Here is a 19,309-nt window from a genome sequence, read left to right as displayed (position 1 = left end):
TTAATTTTTTTAAAACTATCCAAAGGATGGTGAATATATGTGGGTAATAGATCAGATAATTGAATATATAAGAAAAATGCTCATAAGCTCTGTTATATCTAAAGTTGAAGGTATGTTTGATTATTTCAACGAAACTCTAGTAGATGTGTCTTCAAATGCTGGCGCATCTCCTATGTCTTGGAATTCTAATATTTATGGCTTGGTCAGAAATATATCCGACAACATTATACTTCCTATAGCCGCTTTAATAATAACTTTTATACTCTGCTATGAGCTTATACAAATGGTTAATGAAAAAAACAACATGCATGATATAGATACTTTTAATTTTTTTAAATATGTATTTAAAGCAGGAATAGCAGTGTACCTACTTTCTAATACGTTTAACTTCGTTATGGCATTCTTTGATGTAGGAGCTAGTTTAACAAATAGCACACTTGGAATCGTAACCTCTAGCAATACATTATTAGAAATAGATTCAAGCACTTTTATAGAATCTTTAAATACGTTAGCAATACACGAATTGATAACATTAATCCTATTAACATCAATATTTAAAGTCATATTTTGGATTTTATCAATGGGTATTTTTGTAATTCTTGCAATAAGAATGGTCGAGATATATTTCTATATTTCACTATCCCCTGTCCCTTTTGCCACATTTGGAAACAAAGAATGGTCAAATATAGGTATTAACTATACAAAAGTAATTTTTGCCTATGCTTTACAAGGGGTATTAATTATTTTAGGATTTGGAATATACTCTCAGCTTGTCAAAACATTTCTTGAAGGAATTGGTGGCGGTGCGTTTGATTTCACAAAGAGCTTAGGATTCCTTATTGGAATTTCTGTAGTTCTTTTAGTTTCTCTTATAAAATCAAATAGTGTTGCAAAATCTGTATTAAATGCTCATTAAATTTTGAACATTATAACGTTTTAGTGTTATAATACTTTAAATTTAAAATGTTGTTGTATGAAAGGAGCTGAATATATTATTAGTAAACATATTGATTTTTCAGAGAATGAAGAATTTAATTTAGGCTCTCATGAACTTAATGAACATGGAAATTTCACAAGTATTTCTATAAAGCCAGTGACTGATGAAGAATTATTCTTTCATCTTGAGCAAGAATCAAACGAAGAAAGCACTACATTCAATATGATAAATGAATTAAAAATTCTCTTTAGACATACAATATGGTTTCTAATTAAATTTGCTCTTGCATATATTATAGGTATGATTGTTGTTTATATTGTGGTTGGAGGAACAAATCGTTCAACAACTAATGATTCATTATTATATATATACAGTCTTATTCCTACTGCAACTGTATTTGGATTAGCTAATAAACATAAAAAGCGAGGTAATATAGATGAATAATACCGGTTTAATATTTAGACTACTTATTCCTATTATAGTTCCATTTGCTATTTTAATGGCTATTGTTAAAATATTTGATTTTTTATCTCCTTACCTTCCTTTTATCTTTGTAATAGTTTTCTTCATACCTACAGTTAAAGGATTTCAAATTCTTTACAAAAGAATACAGGAATTTGTATTTAGCATAATAAATTTTAGAAAAAAATATAAATCATACAAAGAATGTAAAAAGAATTTCATATAAATATCCTTAGGCTGCTCAATGAGCAGCTTTTTTTATTGGAAAGGAGTTATTAAATGGCATTTGTTCCGGTTCCTAAGGATTTAGCTAAGGTAAAAACTAAGATAGCATTCAACCTAACTAGAAGACAGCTCATAAGCTTCTCATTAGGTGGAATTATAGGTTTTTTTATCTATATAAATGCAAAACAAATATTTCCAAATGACATTGCCCTTCTCATTATGATGGTTGGAGTTATGCCCTTCTTTTTCTTAGGTGTCTACGAAAGAGACGGTCTTAATTTTGAAAAGCTAATAAAATATTATTACGAAAGTAAAATAAGAAACCCTGAAGTAAGAATATATAAGAATACAAACTCTTATGAAGCTTTAGTGAAAGGAGCTGATAAACTTGCAAAACCTCCAAAATCAGCAGCAAAAAAAGCAAATTCAGAAGTTACAAAAAAGCAAAGAAGAATACCAGCATAGAAAAGATAAATCTTCTTTGATAAAAGAAAAATCAGAATCTAAAGGCTTTATGATTCCTTTTTTTAAAAAGAGAACTCCACCAATCCAAACTGTACAAGATACAATCCCTTATCAAAGAATCCTTCCAGATGGAATTTGTCATCTAGGTGGAAAAAAGTATAATAAAACAATCCAGTTCTTTGATATAAACTATCAGCTTGCACAAAATGATGATAAAACAATAATATTTGAAAACTACTGTGATTTTCTAAATTACTTTGATTCATCTGTAGAATTTCAACTTTCTTTCATAAATCAAAAAGGGAATATAGAAGACTTTAAAAGAAATATAGAAATGCCTAGTTCAAGTGATAATTTTAATGAAATTAGGGAAGAGTTTTCTAATATGCTAAAAAATCAGCTAAGTAAAGGTAACAATGGTCTTATAAAAACTAAATACATCACCTACACTATAGAAGCTGAAAATTTAAAAAATGCAAAACAAAGACTAGAGAGAATAGAATCGGACATACTAAATAATTTTAAGGTCTTAGGGGCAAGAGCTGTGGCTTTAGATGGTAAAGAACGCTTAGAGCTTCTTTTTAATATTATGAATCCAGATTCAGATAGTAAATTCAACTTCACATGGAATAGTATCAAAAATGGTGGAATGTCTACAAAAGACTATATAGTTCCATCTTCTTTTAATTTTGGAGATAGAAAAGTATTTAGAATGGGAGATATGTATTCAGCTGTATCCCATATAGTTATTAATGCTCCTGAAATGAACGATAGAATGCTTGCAGACCTTTTAGATATAGACGAAAACATATCTATAAGCTTTCATATTCATTCAATAGACCAAAACAAAGCTATTAAGATGATTAAAAGTAAGCAATCTGATTTAAACAAAATGAAAATAGAAGAACAAAAGAAAGCTGTAAGAGCTGGTTATGATATGGATATTATTCCTTCAGATATTCAGACTTTTACAAAGGAAACTGAAAACTTCCTAGATGACCTACAAAATAGAAACGAAAGAATGTTTGTAACTACCATAACAGTTATGAATACTGCATTAACAAGGCAAAAGCTTGAAAATACAGTATCTCAAGTACAATCAATATCTACTAAATACAACTGCATGATGAAAAGACTAGATTATCAGCAAGAAAGAGGACTTGTTTCTTCCCTTCCACTTGGGAAAAATAGGATTGAGATTAAAAGGATTCTTACAACCTCTAGTACAGCTATTTTTGTACCCTTTACCACACAAGAGCTTTTTATGGGTGGAGAATCACTTTATTACGGTCTTAATGCCCTTTCTAATAACATTATCATGGTAGATAGAAAAGCACTTAAAAACCCAAATGGTTTGATTTTAGGTGTGCCGGGAGCTGGTAAATCTTTCGCAGCTAAAAGAGAAATTACAAATTCTTTTTTAAGAACGACAGATGATATTATCGTTGGAGACCCAGAGGGTGAATATGCTCCACTTGTTAATACTTTAAAGGGACAAGTAATAAACATATCCCCTAACTCGAAAGACTATATAAATCCTATGGATATAAACCTTAATTATGCAGAAGATGACGACCCACTTACATTAAAGTCAGAATTCATCTTATCTCTTTGTGAGCTTGTAGTAGGTACAAAGATGGGCCTTGATGGAAAAGAAAATTCAATAGTAGATAGATGCGTAAGACTTATATATAGGAAATATTTAGAAAATCCTGTTCCTGAAAATATGCCTATCCTTGAAGATTTATACAAAACTCTTTTGCAACAGGAAGACCCTGAAGCAAAGCGCATTGCAACCTCTCTTGAAATCTATGTTACCGGTTCACTTAATGTTTTTAATCATCAAACAAACATAGATATTCATAACCGCTTTGTTTGCTACAATTTTAAAGAACTTGGAAAAGCTCTTAAAAAAATCGGTATGCTAATAATTCAGGATCAAGTATGGAATAGAGTTTCTATGAATAGAGGTAAAAAGGCTACAAGATATTATATTGATGAATTTCACCTTCTCTTAAAAGAACCTCAAACAGCCTCATACTCTGTGGAAATATGGAAAAGATTTAGAAAATGGGGAGGAATTCCAACTGGTATAACCCAAAATGTTAAAGATTTGTTGTCTTCAAAAGAAATAGAAAATATATTTGAAAACAGTGAGTTTATCTATATGCTATCCCAAGCATCCGGGGATAGAGCAGAACTTGCTCAAAGACTAAACATATCACCACATCAACTATCTTATGTAACCCATACCAATCCAGGTGAAGGGTTACTTTTTTATGGAAATGTAACTATTCCATTTATAGATAAGTTTCCCAAAGAAACAATACTATACAAAGTAATGACTACAAAACCTGAAGAAGTTAGTTCATAAAATAAGGAGTTGATGAAATGATTATCGGAATCGAGAATCTTACAGAAGAGCAAAAGATATTAATGTTTAGAACAAACGAGCTGCACACTAAATGCGTAGGAAATGACTACAAGGATGGAATGAAAATTGTTAAAGTTTGGATTGATGAAAATAATTGCGTGTGCGTAAGGCTCAAAAATAGCCAATGGTATCACTATAACGCAAAGGGCGAGTGGTATTAAGGAGCTGATTTAATGGCTAAAAAACTTACTTCTAAGGATAAAATAATCAATAAAATGACTAAAGATGGCTTAGAAGAATTAAATATTACAAAAAGAACTAAAGAAAATATAAGTAATCGTATAAAAGACATATCCCTTGAACGAAAGAAAGAAAAACTTGGTTTGAAGACTCAAAACATAGATAAGAAAAAGAAAAATATCAAGAAGAAAATGCAAAAGCAAAATAAAAATAGTAATTTTGATTCAGTGGAATCTTATAGCAAGGTTAATAATCCGGGATATGAAAAAGGCAACTTTATCTCTTCTTCAGATACTTCGATTGGAAAGAATATAAAAAGTTCAAATAAAAAGTCTTTTAGACCTTCTAAGAAAAGTACAGATGAACTTAATTATTCAAAAATCAAGGTTCAGGTAGATAAAACCCGATTTAAATTTAAGCATATTTCTGATAAAGCAAAGCTTCAAGGAAAAAGTGTTAGATTCTCAAACTCTCATATAAAGGAATTGCAACATAAACATAGTAACTTATCTTTAAAAAATAAAAAACTACAAAACAAACTAAATTATGGAGTTAGAGAAAAAATCGGTGATTCTTTAGAGGAAGATGATAATTCCCTTCAAGCCGATACATTTAAAACCGTTAATAGCTCTAACCAAAAGCTTCAAAATTTGTCAAAATCTGTCAGAAAAATAAAAGTAAATCATAATAATAAGAAAGCTAAAGAAAAAATAAAAAATGACCTTTTAGATAATAGAAATAAATTCCAGAGTTCAAGACTACAATTTGATGAATCTAAAAAAGAAAAACACCCTAGTAAATTTCTTCTTTCCCCTACTTATTATACTTTTAGATTTGCCAAAGAATCCACCTTAGATTCTATCGAGAAAGATAAAAGTTTGCATTCAGAAACCTCTAAGTTTGTAACTGACTCAAAAAATATTATAGGAACTAAAATAAATACAGTTAGAAAACTAGGTAATTTAAGAGAAAAATCTAAAACCCAAAAGGATTTAAATAAATCTAAAAGTGCACTAAACCAACAAAATAAAGATATTATTCAACATGAGAAAAAAAGAAATCTAAATCAATTTTCAAAAGCCGAAAAGAAGAAATTGCAAAAATTAATCTATAAAAAACATTATGCTAAAGCATTTAAAAGTAGTGAACTTAAAAAATCATCAGAAACTTTCGAAATAAATCAGAGTCGTTTTGTGATGTTAATAAAATCATCTAAAGCTGCTATGGTTAGAGTGGTAACTGCCCTTTCCTCTCTTTTAGGAATCCCTCTTGTAATTGCATTTTTCTTTGCTTGTGTTTTCATGCTCCTAGTTTCTATGTCTAGCATTGGTGGTGCTGTAGTTGCATCAATAGTATATCAATCATCAGATATCGAGATAACAAAAACTAACGGATATTTTTCAGAGCTTGAAGTAGATTTAGCTATTGATATAATTGATACTGAACAAAATCACCCTGGATATGATGAATATGAGTACAGTTTAGATAATATCGGACATGACCCTCATATGATTGCATCGTATCTATCAGTAATATTTTCCCATGGTTTTGAGCTTGAAGACAGTAAAGTTAAATCCGAAATAGAAGATTTGTTTAGCACTATGTATAGACTTGAGAGAATTCCAAGAACTGAAATACGATATTCAGGTGAAACCTCATACACTGTTACTATTCTCAGAACCGTACTAAACACAAAACCCCTTGAAGATGTTATAGATTCAAAGTTTGGTCTTTTAGGTGTAAAAGAAAAGATTTCATACAAGATGTTTTATGAAGCTAAAGGTAGCTTTACATTTATGAAAAGTCCAATTTTAGATGATTGGAAACCAGATGTCATAAGAAAGTTTGGATATAGCTTAGAACCTGATACTAGACAAAAAATATTCTACCCTGCAATAGATATTCAACCTACCGGTGAAAAAGTATTTGCACTTGTAGATGGAATTATTAGTTTTGGTAATAGTGAATTTGGTGAGTATCTTGAAATTTTAACCTTTGCAGGAAACAGAGTTAGATATTTTAATGTATCTAACTTTTTAGTTGAAGAGGGATATGAGGTTAATTCCGGCGAAGAATTATGCTCTATAGCTGAGTCTTCTAACGATACTTATATGAGTTCTTTTCTAACAGTTCAACTAATTGATAAGTTTGATAACTACCTAGACCCATATTTCTACCTTTTATCAAATACCGATACTTTGTCAGATGCATATATAGTAGATTTCTCTCAAAATAATAATTATAGCAACAATCCTAATTATACTTTCCCTAATGATGTTGACTTTGAAAACTACGATGAATGGGTAAAAGCACTTTTAGAAGAATCCCAAAAGCACCTTGGAAAGAGATATGTATTTGGAGCAAATGGCCCTAACACATTTGATTGCTCTAGCTTTGTTACTTGGACCTTTACCCACTCAGGAGTAAAGCATATGCCTAGAACTACAGCTCAAGGTATATATAATTCGACTCAAAGGATATCAAAAGAAGAATTAAGACCTGGAGATATAGTTTTCTTTACAGGAACATATAACGCCGGCAGACCAGTAACCCACGTTGGAATATATGTTGGCAATGGAACTATGATTCATGCAGGTGATCCGGTTCAATATGCAAATCTTAACTCAAGCTATTGGCAAAAGCATTACTATGGAGCTGGAAGAGTAACTCCGTAACTTTAAAAATTAAAATACTTTCGTGTCATAACACCATAAAGTTATAAAGTTTTATAATTAAAACATCATAAATTTAAAAAGGCATCTTAAATATAGATGTCTTTTTCTTTGGAGGTAAACCTATGCTAAACCCAGATAAAATAAGAAATTCAATTTCCAGTGTAGAAGAAAAAATTGAAAAGAAACGAGACAGTATCGAAAAAATAAAAAAAGATATCGAAAATCTTGAAGGTGAAATCGAAAAACTAAATAGTGTAATAACCGGAGAATTTTTAAATAAAATAGAGATGTCACCTATGGATTTACTTAGACTACTTGAAAAGAAGGACAGTATTTTCTTAGATAGCTCAAAAATTATAATCAATAATCCGAAATTTGAAAATACTACTGAAAATAGTTCTGACAATAAAGAAATACATGATTTTCAAGATAAAAATGAAGAATAAAATCATACAAAAGTGAGGTAAAAATATGAACCCTGTAATAGCTACAATACTAACTACAGCTTTACTTGTCTCCCCTACTCTCTCATATGCATCAGATGGCTTGGACTTAGATGAAAATATATCTCCTATCAAGACTTCTACAGCTTCATATGAACAATTGAATAATACCGCACAATCTATATCTATGGCTGACCCATACAAAGCACCCGCAAAAACTTCTACTCCAATTGGTGGAAATGTAGAAAAACCCAACTTCACCTCCCCTACTAGCCCATCTCAGTCTAGAGGAGATATAACAGAAAATGTTGGAGAAGATGGGCATCAGTTTGATTCAGATATCCCCCCTAAAAGACAATTTTTAACTTTTCAAACAGATTCAGGGAAAGAATTTCATCTCATAATAGACTATAGTAAAAATGACCAACAAGTTCGTATGCTTACAGAGGTCTCAGAATCTGACCTTTTAAATCTAATTAATAAATCAAGAAAAAATAGTGGAGAACTTAATGACTCCGAAGAAACTAAAGAAGATATGGAAATTAGATTAAAAGCTGAAATTAAAGAACAAATAGAAAAAGAAGAAGCAGAAATGATTTTAGCTGAACAAGAAAGTAATATGGATAAAAAACCTAACTCTACCCTATTTATTATTGCTCTTGTTGCTCTTTTTGTAGGAGGATTTGGCTATTATAAGAAAATCTATCTCAAAAATAAAAACACAGCTTCTATAGATGACGAATACGAAGATTCTGATGAGGATAATGAATATTTAGATGAGTATGAAGATGATTATATAGCAAATGAATATGATGAGCATTTGAATGCAGACATTTCTCAATCATCCGATGCCCTTAATAAAAGTGAATCTAGCAATACAAATGATGATTTATCTTTCGAAGAAGGATTTGAAGAAGATTACGATGATGAATTTAATAAAAAAGAATAACTCTTTTGTCCAATAATTTTTAAATCTTTAATCTAAAACTTAATTGTTTCAAACACTATAGTGTTATAAATTTATGACGTTATAGTGTTTGAATGTTTTAATATTATGGCGTTAGGATATTTTGAAATATATAATCTTCTTAAAATAACCTTACATAAAATTAAAAATAGCATTTAGCTAAAATCTTTCAATTTAATACTTTGCTATATTTTGGTATGATAGATAATAGTAAAATAAATTTAGGCTATTTAGTTCTTTTAAAAATAAATAATAAAGGGGAAATGGGAAAATGAAATTTAAATTAGCTTCTATAACACTTGCAGTATCTATGATGATGCTTATGTCTCCGGTACTTGAGTTAAACACAGTCTACGCAAATAGCTTTACATCAGAGTGGGCAAAGCCTACAGTGGACGCAATGAGTAACGCAGGTCTGATTCCTAATTCATTGAAGAATGATGCAGATTTTAGGGAGGATATATCAAGAGAGGAGTTTGCAGAGCTTATAACAACTTATTTCAATAAGGTTAAGAAGCAGACAAGCATTCCATCTTCTAGTGATTCTAAGTTTACAGATACTAACAATCCACTTATTACATTGGCAAATCAGCTAGGAATTGTTGGAGGATATCCTGATGGCTCATTTAAGCCTAATGCAACAATAACTAGACAAGAGATAGCAGTAATGGCTAACCAAGCTGAAAGACAATTATCTAATATCTCCCAATCTAAAGACGTAAAGAAATTTACAGATAATAGAAACATAGCACCATGGGCACAAGAAGGTGTTGGCTCATTATCTAAAGCAGGTGGAATTGGTGGGTATCCTGATGGAACATTTAAACCAACCAACAAAATGTCAAAGCAAGAAGCAATAGCACTTGTGGGAAATCTAGCAACTAAAGCAGGGTTAATAGCAAAGCCAACTGCTCCAGTTGTGGTAGCACCTGTGGGCGGGTCAGTGACTGATATTCCTTCAACACCAACAGGCGTGTTAAATGATGCGCAGGAAAAACTTGTGGTAGATGGCATGTTATCACTCCCTGGTGCAACAGCTGAGAACTGGAAAGAATCAGTGGCTTATTTTGGCGAAGCGGCTAGAGGACATATGGCTAACAGATTTGTAGATAAAGCAACACCGCCAACAGGAACAAAATGGCTTGTAAATAAAGATACCGTTCATGACCCTGGCATACCAGCTATAGCAGGAATGGAAGTAAAAACAGAAAACGGAACTTTATATTATAGAGTATTTCAAGTAGGAACCTCTTACGAGAATGGTGGGGTAAGATTAACATCGGAAGTGAATTATCGAACCGAATGGCAAAGGTTAGAATAGGAGGTAAACTATGAAAAAACTAAATAAATTTTTAAGTTTATTTCTTGTTCTAGTATTGTTAATTCCATTTTTACCCGCTTCTATAGGAGAAGCTTCTCCACTTACACAATACCCTGTATTAACAGGTGATCAGTATTTTAACATCAGCAATAGCCCTTATGCACTTGGAGGAGTCAGTAGCACTGTAGAGTTTTCCACAACTATTGACGATAATGGGAATGAAGTTAACGAACGAGCAACCTTCTCAGTAGTTTCCACAGGAAACTACACCGCAGGAGCATTATCATGGAAGACAACTAGAATTGTTGTAGCAGTAGATTTTTATAATCCCTTCACAAAGAAAATAGAAACAATGGGATATCAGTTTAGACCTGATGAATTAATCATGGCAAACAATGCTACAACTACAATCACAATCAATAAAGCCCAAGCAGTAGCAGGAATTTCAAATGGTATGAGTGCTTTAGGGGATATGCTTTATAGCGACCCAACAGTTAGAGAATCCCTTGAAGACGCCATAGCCAAAGGATTTGAAAACGGTTGTGGTTTAACAGTAAACGCTGAGATATCAAAGTTTTATGTACCAGCAGGGTTTGAAAGTAACAGGGAATTACTTGTGAATGCGCCCACAGTAGGAAGTTCAATTTGGGTTTTACCACAAGATAATCGTACAATATCTCATGCTGATAATTTAGCAAGACTTAGAGCATGGGGAGCAGGCAGTCCAAGTTTTAATAACCCTAATGGATTTGCAAACGATGCAATAACGAGAGCGAAGTACACAGCAGGTAATGCAGGAATGTGTGATATTCCGCAAAGAGACCTAAACGTTCCCGACCTATCAATTACAGTTGATAACGGTGGAGACATAACTTGTGAAGCAACTGTAGAAAATTCATTTACAGACAATCTTAAAAGAGTTCAGTTTGTATGGGAACTTGAAACACCAGCAGGAACAGTAGTTTTATAAACTTACAGAATAATAACCTTAGAACATTATAAGTTTATAGTGTTTTAAGGTTATTATTTTAATCAAATTTATTCTCTATTCACCTATCCCATTAAAATAAGCTTCTAACCCCCTTATTTTAATATATAAATTAAAAATTTCAAAAAAGAAAGGATGGTCTTAATGAACAAGCTATTTGATTTATTTGGTGTGAAAAGCCATAAGGAATTAATGGATTTTATTAAAAAAAATCCTGAAGACAATCTTGTTAAAGAAATTAAAGAGTTATTTGAGATGCTTGATTTACCATTGGAAGAAGGTGGAAAAAATTAACCTATACAATACTTTCGGATGTGAAACCAAGGAACAATTATATGAAAAGATGCAATCTGGCGCGGACGATATTCGTCCGCTTTTTGATTTTTTGGATTATGCTAAGGGTAGTTTAGTTTCAAAAGAAAAACCTATAGAATCTGACCAAACATTTTATGAGTATGTAAGAAAAGTAGATAAGCCTACAAAGAGCAAGGTTCAACTTTTATTTGTAAACACAAAGAATATTCCTATATACTCTACCAAAGTTTCTATAAATCATAGAGATGATATCAAAAGAGCCATATCTGAAGCTCTAAACGCTGGAGCATCAAGGGTCTTTCTAACTTATCACGATAAATCTACGAAAAAGAATGTTAGTAGAATTGATGAAATCCTTAAGTTTATAGGAATTGAAATGGTAGATAAAATGAAATATATAGAAGCTGATAATGAATTTATATCATATAGAAATGAGAACACTTTCTCTGGATTATATAATTATCCTGAGTATAAAGAAACTCTTTTTATTCATGAAGAAAACAATGAAATAAAAGATTTTTCCAATTATGAGAACTATAACGAGTTTTCTAGCTTCCTAGCTGAACGAGAAAATCAAAACCTAAATATAATTACTGATATAGAAAAAATTAAAACTAACCTAAAGCTTGGTTTTCAACATGAAAAACAAGAAATATTTGGATGCATATTATATGATGACGACTACAAAATACAAAAGTCTATAAATATATTCAAAGGTGGAGTATCCTCTAGTATTGTTGACCCTAGAATCTTATTTCAAGAGATTTTAAAAAATGAATCTGCCGGGTTTATTGTATATCATAATCACCCTAGTGGCACTACTAAACCTTCTAATGAAGACATGATTATAACTAAAAGAATTTCAACTATTTCTGAGCAATTAGGACTTCAGTTTTGTGACCACTTTATAATAGGAAAGGAACAAATCCTTTCTTTTGCTAAAGAAGTTGATTCCATGCTATTTAATAACATTGACTACACTATAGATGTTGTAAATGCAAAAGAATCAGATAGCATCTATAAAGCGCAATATAAAGATTTTGAAGATACTAAAAAAACTATATCAAACATGATATATAGCAATTATGAAAATTATGTCAAAGCTATTCTATCTTTAGAAAAAGGAATTGAAGATATTAATATTCTAAATAAAGCTTTTGATATGTTCATGTCTGACGATTCTATGTTTTTACTTGATGAAAAAATAGATTCTATAATTGAATTAGCTAAAAAATTAGTAGTTCTAGATAAAAAGAAGAATATAGCAAAAGAAAATATAAGTGATAAAAGCAAAAATAAGTTGAGCAATAATGAAAAAATGTCTAAAGAAAGCAAAAAATTAGACCAAATCTTATAAAAACTTTAAAACACTAATCTAAATGGTTAGTGTTTTAACTTTGCTAAGGAGCTTACTATGATATCAGGTGAGAAGTTAAGAAAAATTAGACATTTAAGAAATATGACCCAAAAGGAAGTTGCTATCTTATCAGGACTTACTTCAGCAGCTGTAAGAAACTATGAATTAGGAAATAGATCTCCAAGCAAAAAACAACTTGATAAGATTGCATTGGCTTTAAGCTGCAACCCATCTGCTATAACAGATTATAGCAACTATACTCTCTATGACATTATTCAAATAATTTTAGACTTTGAATCTGACTTTGGATTTGTCCCTTGCGCTCAATCAGAAATTCCAAAACTTAAATCTAGTAGTGAAGTATTTAATGATTTTTTAAAGGACTGGAACGAAATTAGATTAAAAAAATATAATTATGAAATAACTGAAGACCAAATGATGGAATGGATAATCTCATACAGTCCAAAAAGCCGAGAAATTCCATAGGTTTTCAACCGGTTTTCATGGAACTATATTAAAAAACACTACTTTGCTATTTTGACATTATAATGTTATAGTGTTATAATGTCACTAATTAAATATAGTGTTTTTCAGGAGGGAATACATGAGTGATAAGCTGAAAAAAACTATTGAAGAACTGAAAAAAAGAAAAGTTTCTATATATTCAAGCTCTAATGAGTTTGAAAAATTCTTAGATACTGCATCAAATCTATATAAGTATTCTTTTGAAGAGCAGCTCTTAATATATGCTAAGAAACCATCTGCAATAGCTTGTGCAGAGTACAGTTTGTGGAATGAAAAAGTAAATAGGTATGTAAAAAAAGGAACAGAAGGAATTCCCCTTCTTAAAGAAGAAAATGGGAAATTGAAATTAAGATATGTGTTTGATGTTTCTGATACAAAATCTTTAACTAACACACCTTTTAAACTATGGGAATTTGACGAAGATATCCATAAAAAAGCAATCCTTAATATAAATAAAAAATATGGAGTGCATACTAAAACTGTTCCTAAATCAGTAATTGAAATTGTATCAAAAGAAGTTGAAGGAAAAATTGATGAAATATTTACCTTTCTACATCAAGACTTAGGTTTATCTAGTAACTATGACAAAAATGCATTAAAAGAATTAATAGAAGAATCGTCTTCATATATGATATTAAAAAGACTTGGATATGAACCTTTTGATTATCTATTAGAACAAAAACTTTCATATATTACATCTTTTGATACTGAAAAATCAGTAACATATGTAAATAATCATATTCATTCAATCACAAAAGATATCCTTGTAGATATTTCAAAAGAGGTTCAAAGGATTGATTTACTTAACCTTAAAGCTCAAAGAGAAAAGGGAGGAATAGAAAATGTCAGAAAAGAAAATAGTAGAGATGGAAACAGGGAAGAAATATTATCTGGAGGACGAGATTTACACTCCGGTGGAGAAGGAGTCCCTATTCGAGAAGGACGGGGGGACATACTCTCTAGTGGGAGATTTTCTGATTCCCAACGAGTTTCTGGAAGAGGAGCAGCAGATAGATATAGGGAAATGGGGACGAATGAGACTAGAGTATATAAAGAGCAACAAGAAAGCACTTTATTCAGCACTATTTCTAGATGGGGATCTGATTCCGAAAATGGCAGAATTCAACAAGAGCTGCGAGGAAATAGAAGAGACAATGATAGAGCAGCTCAAGAAAAAGAGAGAGATAACAGAGCAGCTCAAGAAGAAAGACCAGATGCTTTGGGTACAAGAAATGAACAATATAAAGGATACAGTGGAAGAAATAATCAGGGACGAGATGGTCTACAGATAAAATCTGAACCTGAGCAAATAGGTTTTATAATAGATAAAATTAGAGCAGTAGGCATACAGCCTGCTGCTTTTTCTATGTCTCAAGATATTATTGATAAGGTGCTATCTACTGGATATAACGAAAAACAATCAACTCTTGATATTTGTGCCTTTTATAAAAAAGACTACCCACCTGAAAGAAATATTGAGTATTTAAAAGAGAAATTCAAAGGCGGAAAAGGCTTAGTTATTGATAATACTAAAATAGCTGTTTGGTACAGCGAAGCTGGAATAGATATAGCTTATGGCAATAAAGCTCAAGTATCATCTAAAATTAGTCTTTCATGGAGCGAAGCTGACAAAAGAATCAAAGAGCTGCTTATTCAAGGAGATTTTTTACCTAAAGAAGACCTTGAAAAAGTTGATACCTATGAAATTGAGAAAATATCAAGTAAGCTATTTTTCACATATCGTGACTATTTAGAAGAAGAACCTGAGTTTTTAGGTGGTTTACTAAATAACTTCCCTAAAGCTATAGAAAATATTAAGGAAAAACTAAAAGATGCTGAAAAAGTAAATGACATAATATCAGACTTAGAAATAAAACTTGAAGAAGAAAAAATAAAGAATCCTAGAAAATATAATGCCTATACTTCCCATAAAAACCTTATTGAAGACCTAAAAGGACTTACTCTTACCCAACTAGATTTTTCATCAAATAAAGAAAAAGCAGAAAGAATAAAAATGTTTGTTACAGAAGATGAAATAGATAAATATTTAGTCGATAAAGTATCCACCTTTAACATTATTGATTTTTACATTGAAAACATTGACTTATCAGAAAAAGAGAAATTTATTAAAGATACATTTGGAACTGGTGGCCACAACTATGCCCTTTCTCATGCTGATAATACCTATGCAGATTACAGAATTAATGGCTTAGTACTTTCTCGTGGTATTTTAAATCCTGATGATAAGAGATTTTTAAGATGGAATGAAGTTATTAAAAGAATTGATAGACTTATAGATGAAAAAGTATTTGATAAATATATTGATGATGAACATATAGGTGAAGAAATTTCACAAAATCCACCTAAGGAAAATCATAAAGATAAAATATCAGATAGTCCAAAGAATAAAGTTATTGATGAAATATTAAATAATTACTATTCAACTAATTCAGATGATTCTTTAGATAATTTAAATAAAGAAATAAATCTAGATAAATCTATAGATTCTAAAGATATAGAACCTATAGAAAATCTTAAAAACTATATTCTTACTGAAGATACTCCCCTATCCCCTAAGGAGCATCTAAGAAATAATATAGAAGCTATTAAGGTCATTAAATCATTAGAAAATGAAGAAAGGCTTCTAAGTGATATAGAAAAGAACGCTTTGTCGAAATTTGTCGGTTTTGGTGGTCTTTCAGACGCCTTTGATCCTGACTCTAAAAACTATAGAGAAGAATATAGTGAACTGCTTGAGCTACTCTCCCCTACTGAGTATGAAAATCTTAGAAGCTCTGTTTTAACTTCTTTTTATACTCCATCAGATGTAATCCTTCCTATATATGAAGCTCTTGAGAATATGGGTTTTAAGGAAGGAAAAATCTTAGAAACTTCTTGTGGAACTGGAAAATTCATAGGACATTTACCTGAAAGTATGAAAAATAGCAAGTTCTATGGTGTAGAGCTAGATAATATCACTGGGAAAATAGCAAGTTATCTCTATCCAGAATCAGATATTCAAATAAAAGGATATGAAAATACAAAATTTGAAAATAATACCTTTGATATAGCTATAGGAAACGTCCCTTTCGGGCAATACAAAGTAAATGATAAAGAATATAACCATTTAAATTTCTTTATTCACGACTATTTCTTATCTAAAACACTTGATAAGGTACGACCTGGTGGAATTGTAGCTTTAGTAACTTCAAAAGGAACACTTGATAAACAAGATAGCAAACTTAGAGAGCTTCTATCTGAAAAAGCTAACCTTGTTGGAGCCGTTAGGCTTCCTAATAATGCCTTTAAAAATACTGGAACTAAAGTAACTTCAGATATAATATTTCTTCAAAAGAAAACTGATGAAGAGATAGGAATGAATGAAGGAAAGAATAACTTTATAAATCTTAAATCAGATGAAAATGGAATCTTAATGAATGAGTACTTTGTAGATAATCCCCATATGATTCTTGGTGAAATGAAGGAAATATCCTCTCAATTTGGATTTGATACTGCTTGTATTTCTCCTGATGGCCAGGATTTGAAAAAATCCTTGTCGGCAGCTCTTAGTTTTCTAATCCTTGATAATGAATTTGAAAACAAAAGTATAGATGAAATTGTAGAAAATGAAGTTATAACAGAAAAAGTTGATTTTGAAAACATAAGGAACTATAGCTATTTTATGGAAAATGGTGAAGCATTTTTTAAGGAAAATAATAAAGCTATACCTATAGAGGATATAGATATTGGCAAACTAAAGTCATTAATTGATATTAGAGATACTTTAAGGGAACTAATAGAGTATCAAAAAAATGATTATAGTGAGGTTGATATACTATATAAGCAAAAGGAATTAAATAAGCTTTATGATGATTTTTCTAAAAAACATGGATATATAAATTCAAGGGCCAATAAAAAGATTTTTAAAGATGATTCCGCTTATCCCCTTCTTTGCTCTTTAGAAGAATTTGATAATGATGGAAACTATACTGCAAAGGCTGACATATTTTCTAAAAGAACTATAAAGCCACATATAGAGCCTACTAAGGCTGATAATTCTAATGAAGCTCTATATATTTCAATGACTGAAAAAGGAAAAGTAGATTTAGAGTATATACAGAGCTTAACTTCTTACCCTAAAGAAAAAATAATCGAAGATTTAAGTAATCACATATTCTTAGACCCTACTTCAATTAATGAAAATATCTATGACAATGCTTTTAAAACTGCTGATGAATATCTTTCTGGAGATGTTAAGGAAAAATTAGATATTGTATCCGGCAGGATATCAACGGAGCTTTCTAAAGAAGATTATCCTAATAAAGAAAGGATAATTTCTCTACTTCAAAGAAGTAAGGCAGCTCTTGAAAAGGTGCAGCCTAAAGACCTTACTGCTGATGAAATATATATAAAGCTTGGTAGTATATGGATTCCCCCTAGCATTATAAAGGACTTTATAACAGATACTTTAAAGCCTAGTTATTTTGTAAAGTCTGAAATAGAGGTTTCATATAGTGAGTATACTTCCAAGTGGAATATATCTGGAAAAAACAAAGATTATCATAATGTTTTTGTTCATAAAACCTATGGGACAGAGCGTATAAATGCATACAGCATTATTGAAGATACTCTCAATCTAAAAGATGTGAAAATCTATGATAGAGTTGTGGTTGATGGAGCTGAAAAGTCTGTATTAAATCAAAAAGAGACAATGCTTGCAAGGCAAAAGCAAGAAGAAATAAAATCTGAATTTACATCTTGGGTATGGAATGATCCAGACAGAAGGTATAAGCTCACTAAGATATATAATGATAGATTCAATAATATAGTAACTAGAGAATTTGATGGTAGCCATCTAACCTTTCCAGGAATGAATACAGAGACAAAATTAAGGGACTATCAGAAAAATGCTGTGGCAAGAACTCTATTTGGAGGAAATACTCTTTTAGCCCACGTAGTTGGAGCCGGCAAAACCTATGAAATGGTGGCAAGCGCTATGGAAAGTAAAAGGCTAGGACTAACAAATAAGAGTCTTTTTGTTGTTCCCAATCATCTTACAGAGCAATGGGGAAATGACTTTTTAAAGCTATACCCTTCTGCTGAAATTCTTGTTGCTAAAAAAGAAGATTTTAACCCCCATAATCGTAAAAAGTTTTGTAGTAGAATTGCTACAGGAAATTATGATGCTGTTATAATTGGACATACTCAGTTTGAGAGAATTCCAATGAGTAGAGAGTTTCAAGAAGAAACAGTAAGAAAAGAAATAAATGAAATAACAAGCGCTATAAAGGATATAAAAGCTGAAAGTGGTGCAAGGTTCACTGTAAAGCAAATGGAAATGACTAAAAAGAAATTAGAAACAAGACTTGAAAAACTAATGTCTACAGAAAGAAAGGACGATACTGTAAGTTTTGAAGAACTTGGAATAGATAAAATCTATGTTGATGAATCCCATTACTATAAAAATCTATTTCTATACACTAAGATGCAAAATGTAGCAGGAATTACCACTACAGAAGCCCAAAAATCTAGTGATATGTATATGAAGTGTAGATTTCTAGACCAAAAAACAGGAGGAAAAGGTATAGTATTTGCATCAGGAACACCAGTATCAAACTCAATGAGCGAGCTTTATACAGTTCAAAGGTATTTACAGTATAATGCCCTTCAAAAAGCTGGACTTGCTCACTTTGATTCCTGGGCATCAACTTTTGGTGAAACTGTATCTGCTATTGAACTTGCTCCCGAAGGGACTGGATATAGAATGAAAACAAGATTTTCTAAGTTTTCAAATATTCCTGAGCTTATGAATCTCTTTAAAGAAATTGCTGACATTAAAACAGGAGAATCTTTAAACCTTCCAGTACCTAAAGTCAATTATCATAACGTTACTGTCCCTGCTAGTGAAATACAAGTAGAACTTGTAAATCAGCTTGCTAAAAGAGCTGAAAAAGTTAGAAACAAAGTAGTAGACCCTAGTATTGATAATATGCTAAACATAACAAATGATGGTAG

Annotated in this window: 15 protein-coding genes; all 15 read left to right on the top strand. The window is 31.0% G+C overall.

Going from position 1 to position 19,309, the window contains the following annotated elements; translation table 11 throughout:
* Positions 1-37 precede the first annotated feature (37 nt).
* Positions 38-916, top strand: coding sequence for a VirB6/TrbL-like conjugal transfer protein, CD1112 family (locus tag J2Z35_RS11525; protein ID WP_209661541.1), 879 nt, complete (start codon positions 38-40; stop codon positions 914-916).
* Positions 917-973: 57 nt separating this feature from the next.
* The gene (locus tag J2Z35_RS11520; protein WP_209661540.1) at positions 974-1,381 is read left to right on the top strand and encodes a hypothetical protein; all 408 of its coding nucleotides are present in this window, start codon (positions 974-976) and stop codon (positions 1,379-1,381) included.
* 297 nt (positions 1,382-1,678) lie between these two features.
* A complete protein-coding gene (locus tag J2Z35_RS11515) occupies positions 1,679-2,089 on the top strand; it encodes a PrgI family protein (RefSeq protein WP_209661539.1) in 411 nt (136 codons plus the stop codon).
* 49 nt (positions 2,090-2,138) lie between these two features.
* Positions 2,139-4,463, top strand: a complete 2,325-nt coding sequence (locus J2Z35_RS11510; RefSeq protein ID WP_245330878.1) for a VirB4-like conjugal transfer ATPase, CD1110 family — start codon at positions 2,139-2,141, stop codon at positions 4,461-4,463.
* A gap of 17 nt (positions 4,464-4,480) precedes the next feature.
* Positions 4,481-4,684: a hypothetical protein gene (locus tag J2Z35_RS11505; protein ID WP_209661537.1), complete on the top strand. Its 204-nt coding sequence runs from the start codon at positions 4,481-4,483 to the stop codon at positions 4,682-4,684.
* Between the two features lie 12 nt (positions 4,685-4,696).
* The gene (locus tag J2Z35_RS11500; RefSeq protein WP_209661536.1) at positions 4,697-7,378 is read left to right on the top strand and encodes a CD1108 family mobile element protein; all 2,682 of its coding nucleotides are present in this window, start codon (positions 4,697-4,699) and stop codon (positions 7,376-7,378) included.
* 122 nt (positions 7,379-7,500) lie between these two features.
* Positions 7,501-7,824: a hypothetical protein gene (locus J2Z35_RS11495; RefSeq protein ID WP_209661535.1), complete on the top strand. Its 324-nt coding sequence runs from the start codon at positions 7,501-7,503 to the stop codon at positions 7,822-7,824.
* A gap of 25 nt (positions 7,825-7,849) precedes the next feature.
* The gene (locus J2Z35_RS11490; RefSeq protein ID WP_209661534.1) at positions 7,850-8,770 is read left to right on the top strand and encodes a CD1107 family mobile element protein; all 921 of its coding nucleotides are present in this window, start codon (positions 7,850-7,852) and stop codon (positions 8,768-8,770) included.
* Positions 8,771-9,059: 289 nt separating this feature from the next.
* Positions 9,060-10,109 carry an S-layer homology domain-containing protein gene (locus J2Z35_RS11485; RefSeq protein WP_209661533.1) on the top strand — a complete coding sequence of 350 codons (1,050 nt, stop codon included), beginning with the start codon at positions 9,060-9,062 and terminating at the stop codon, positions 10,107-10,109.
* A gap of 10 nt (positions 10,110-10,119) precedes the next feature.
* Complete coding sequence (locus J2Z35_RS11480; RefSeq protein ID WP_209661532.1) at positions 10,120-11,079, top strand: hypothetical protein; 960 nt, start codon at positions 10,120-10,122, stop codon at positions 11,077-11,079.
* A 162-nt stretch (positions 11,080-11,241) separates the two neighbouring features.
* Positions 11,242-11,391, top strand: coding sequence for a hypothetical protein (locus tag J2Z35_RS11475; RefSeq protein ID WP_209661531.1), 150 nt, complete (start codon positions 11,242-11,244; stop codon positions 11,389-11,391).
* Entirely contained in the window at positions 11,378-12,769 is a 1,392-nt protein-coding gene (locus J2Z35_RS11470) for a JAB domain-containing protein (protein ID WP_209661530.1), read from the top strand. The genes J2Z35_RS11475 and J2Z35_RS11470 overlap by 14 nt, the downstream gene beginning before the upstream one ends.
* A gap of 57 nt (positions 12,770-12,826) precedes the next feature.
* Positions 12,827-13,255 (top strand): helix-turn-helix domain-containing protein, encoded by a 429-nt coding sequence (locus J2Z35_RS11465; RefSeq protein ID WP_209661529.1) that lies wholly within the window; start codon positions 12,827-12,829, stop codon positions 13,253-13,255.
* Positions 13,256-14,136: 881 nt separating this feature from the next.
* Positions 14,137-14,586 (top strand): TnpV protein, encoded by a 450-nt coding sequence (locus J2Z35_RS15000; RefSeq protein WP_209661528.1) that lies wholly within the window; start codon positions 14,137-14,139, stop codon positions 14,584-14,586.
* A 74-nt stretch (positions 14,587-14,660) separates the two neighbouring features.
* Positions 14,661-19,309: DEAD/DEAH box helicase family protein (locus tag J2Z35_RS11455; RefSeq protein ID WP_408627200.1), on the top strand; the 4,649-nt coding region annotated here is incomplete at its 3' end.

Source organism: Acetoanaerobium pronyense, assembly GCF_017874355.1.
Classification (GTDB): domain Bacteria; phylum Bacillota; class Clostridia; order Peptostreptococcales; family Filifactoraceae; genus Acetoanaerobium; species Acetoanaerobium pronyense.
This window is presented reverse-complemented; position numbering and strand designations above follow the sequence as displayed.

Coding starts and splice junctions, on each gene's coding strand:
- J2Z35_RS11525 (WP_209661541.1), top strand. CDS start 38: ATGTGGGTAATAGATCAGATAATTGAATATATAAGAAAAATGCTCATA.
- J2Z35_RS11520 (WP_209661540.1), top strand. CDS start 974: ATGAAAGGAGCTGAATATATTATTAGTAAACATATTGATTTTTCAGAG.
- J2Z35_RS11515 (WP_209661539.1), top strand. CDS start 1,679: ATGGCATTTGTTCCGGTTCCTAAGGATTTAGCTAAGGTAAAAACTAAG.
- J2Z35_RS11510 (WP_245330878.1), top strand. CDS start 2,139: ATGATTCCTTTTTTTAAAAAGAGAACTCCACCAATCCAAACTGTACAA.
- J2Z35_RS11505 (WP_209661537.1), top strand. CDS start 4,481: ATGATTATCGGAATCGAGAATCTTACAGAAGAGCAAAAGATATTAATG.
- J2Z35_RS11500 (WP_209661536.1), top strand. CDS start 4,697: ATGGCTAAAAAACTTACTTCTAAGGATAAAATAATCAATAAAATGACT.
- J2Z35_RS11495 (WP_209661535.1), top strand. CDS start 7,501: ATGCTAAACCCAGATAAAATAAGAAATTCAATTTCCAGTGTAGAAGAA.
- J2Z35_RS11490 (WP_209661534.1), top strand. CDS start 7,850: ATGAACCCTGTAATAGCTACAATACTAACTACAGCTTTACTTGTCTCC.
- J2Z35_RS11485 (WP_209661533.1), top strand. CDS start 9,060: ATGAAATTTAAATTAGCTTCTATAACACTTGCAGTATCTATGATGATG.
- J2Z35_RS11480 (WP_209661532.1), top strand. CDS start 10,120: ATGAAAAAACTAAATAAATTTTTAAGTTTATTTCTTGTTCTAGTATTG.
- J2Z35_RS11475 (WP_209661531.1), top strand. CDS start 11,242: ATGAACAAGCTATTTGATTTATTTGGTGTGAAAAGCCATAAGGAATTA.
- J2Z35_RS11465 (WP_209661529.1), top strand. CDS start 12,827: ATGATATCAGGTGAGAAGTTAAGAAAAATTAGACATTTAAGAAATATG.
- J2Z35_RS15000 (WP_209661528.1), top strand. CDS start 14,137: ATGTCAGAAAAGAAAATAGTAGAGATGGAAACAGGGAAGAAATATTAT.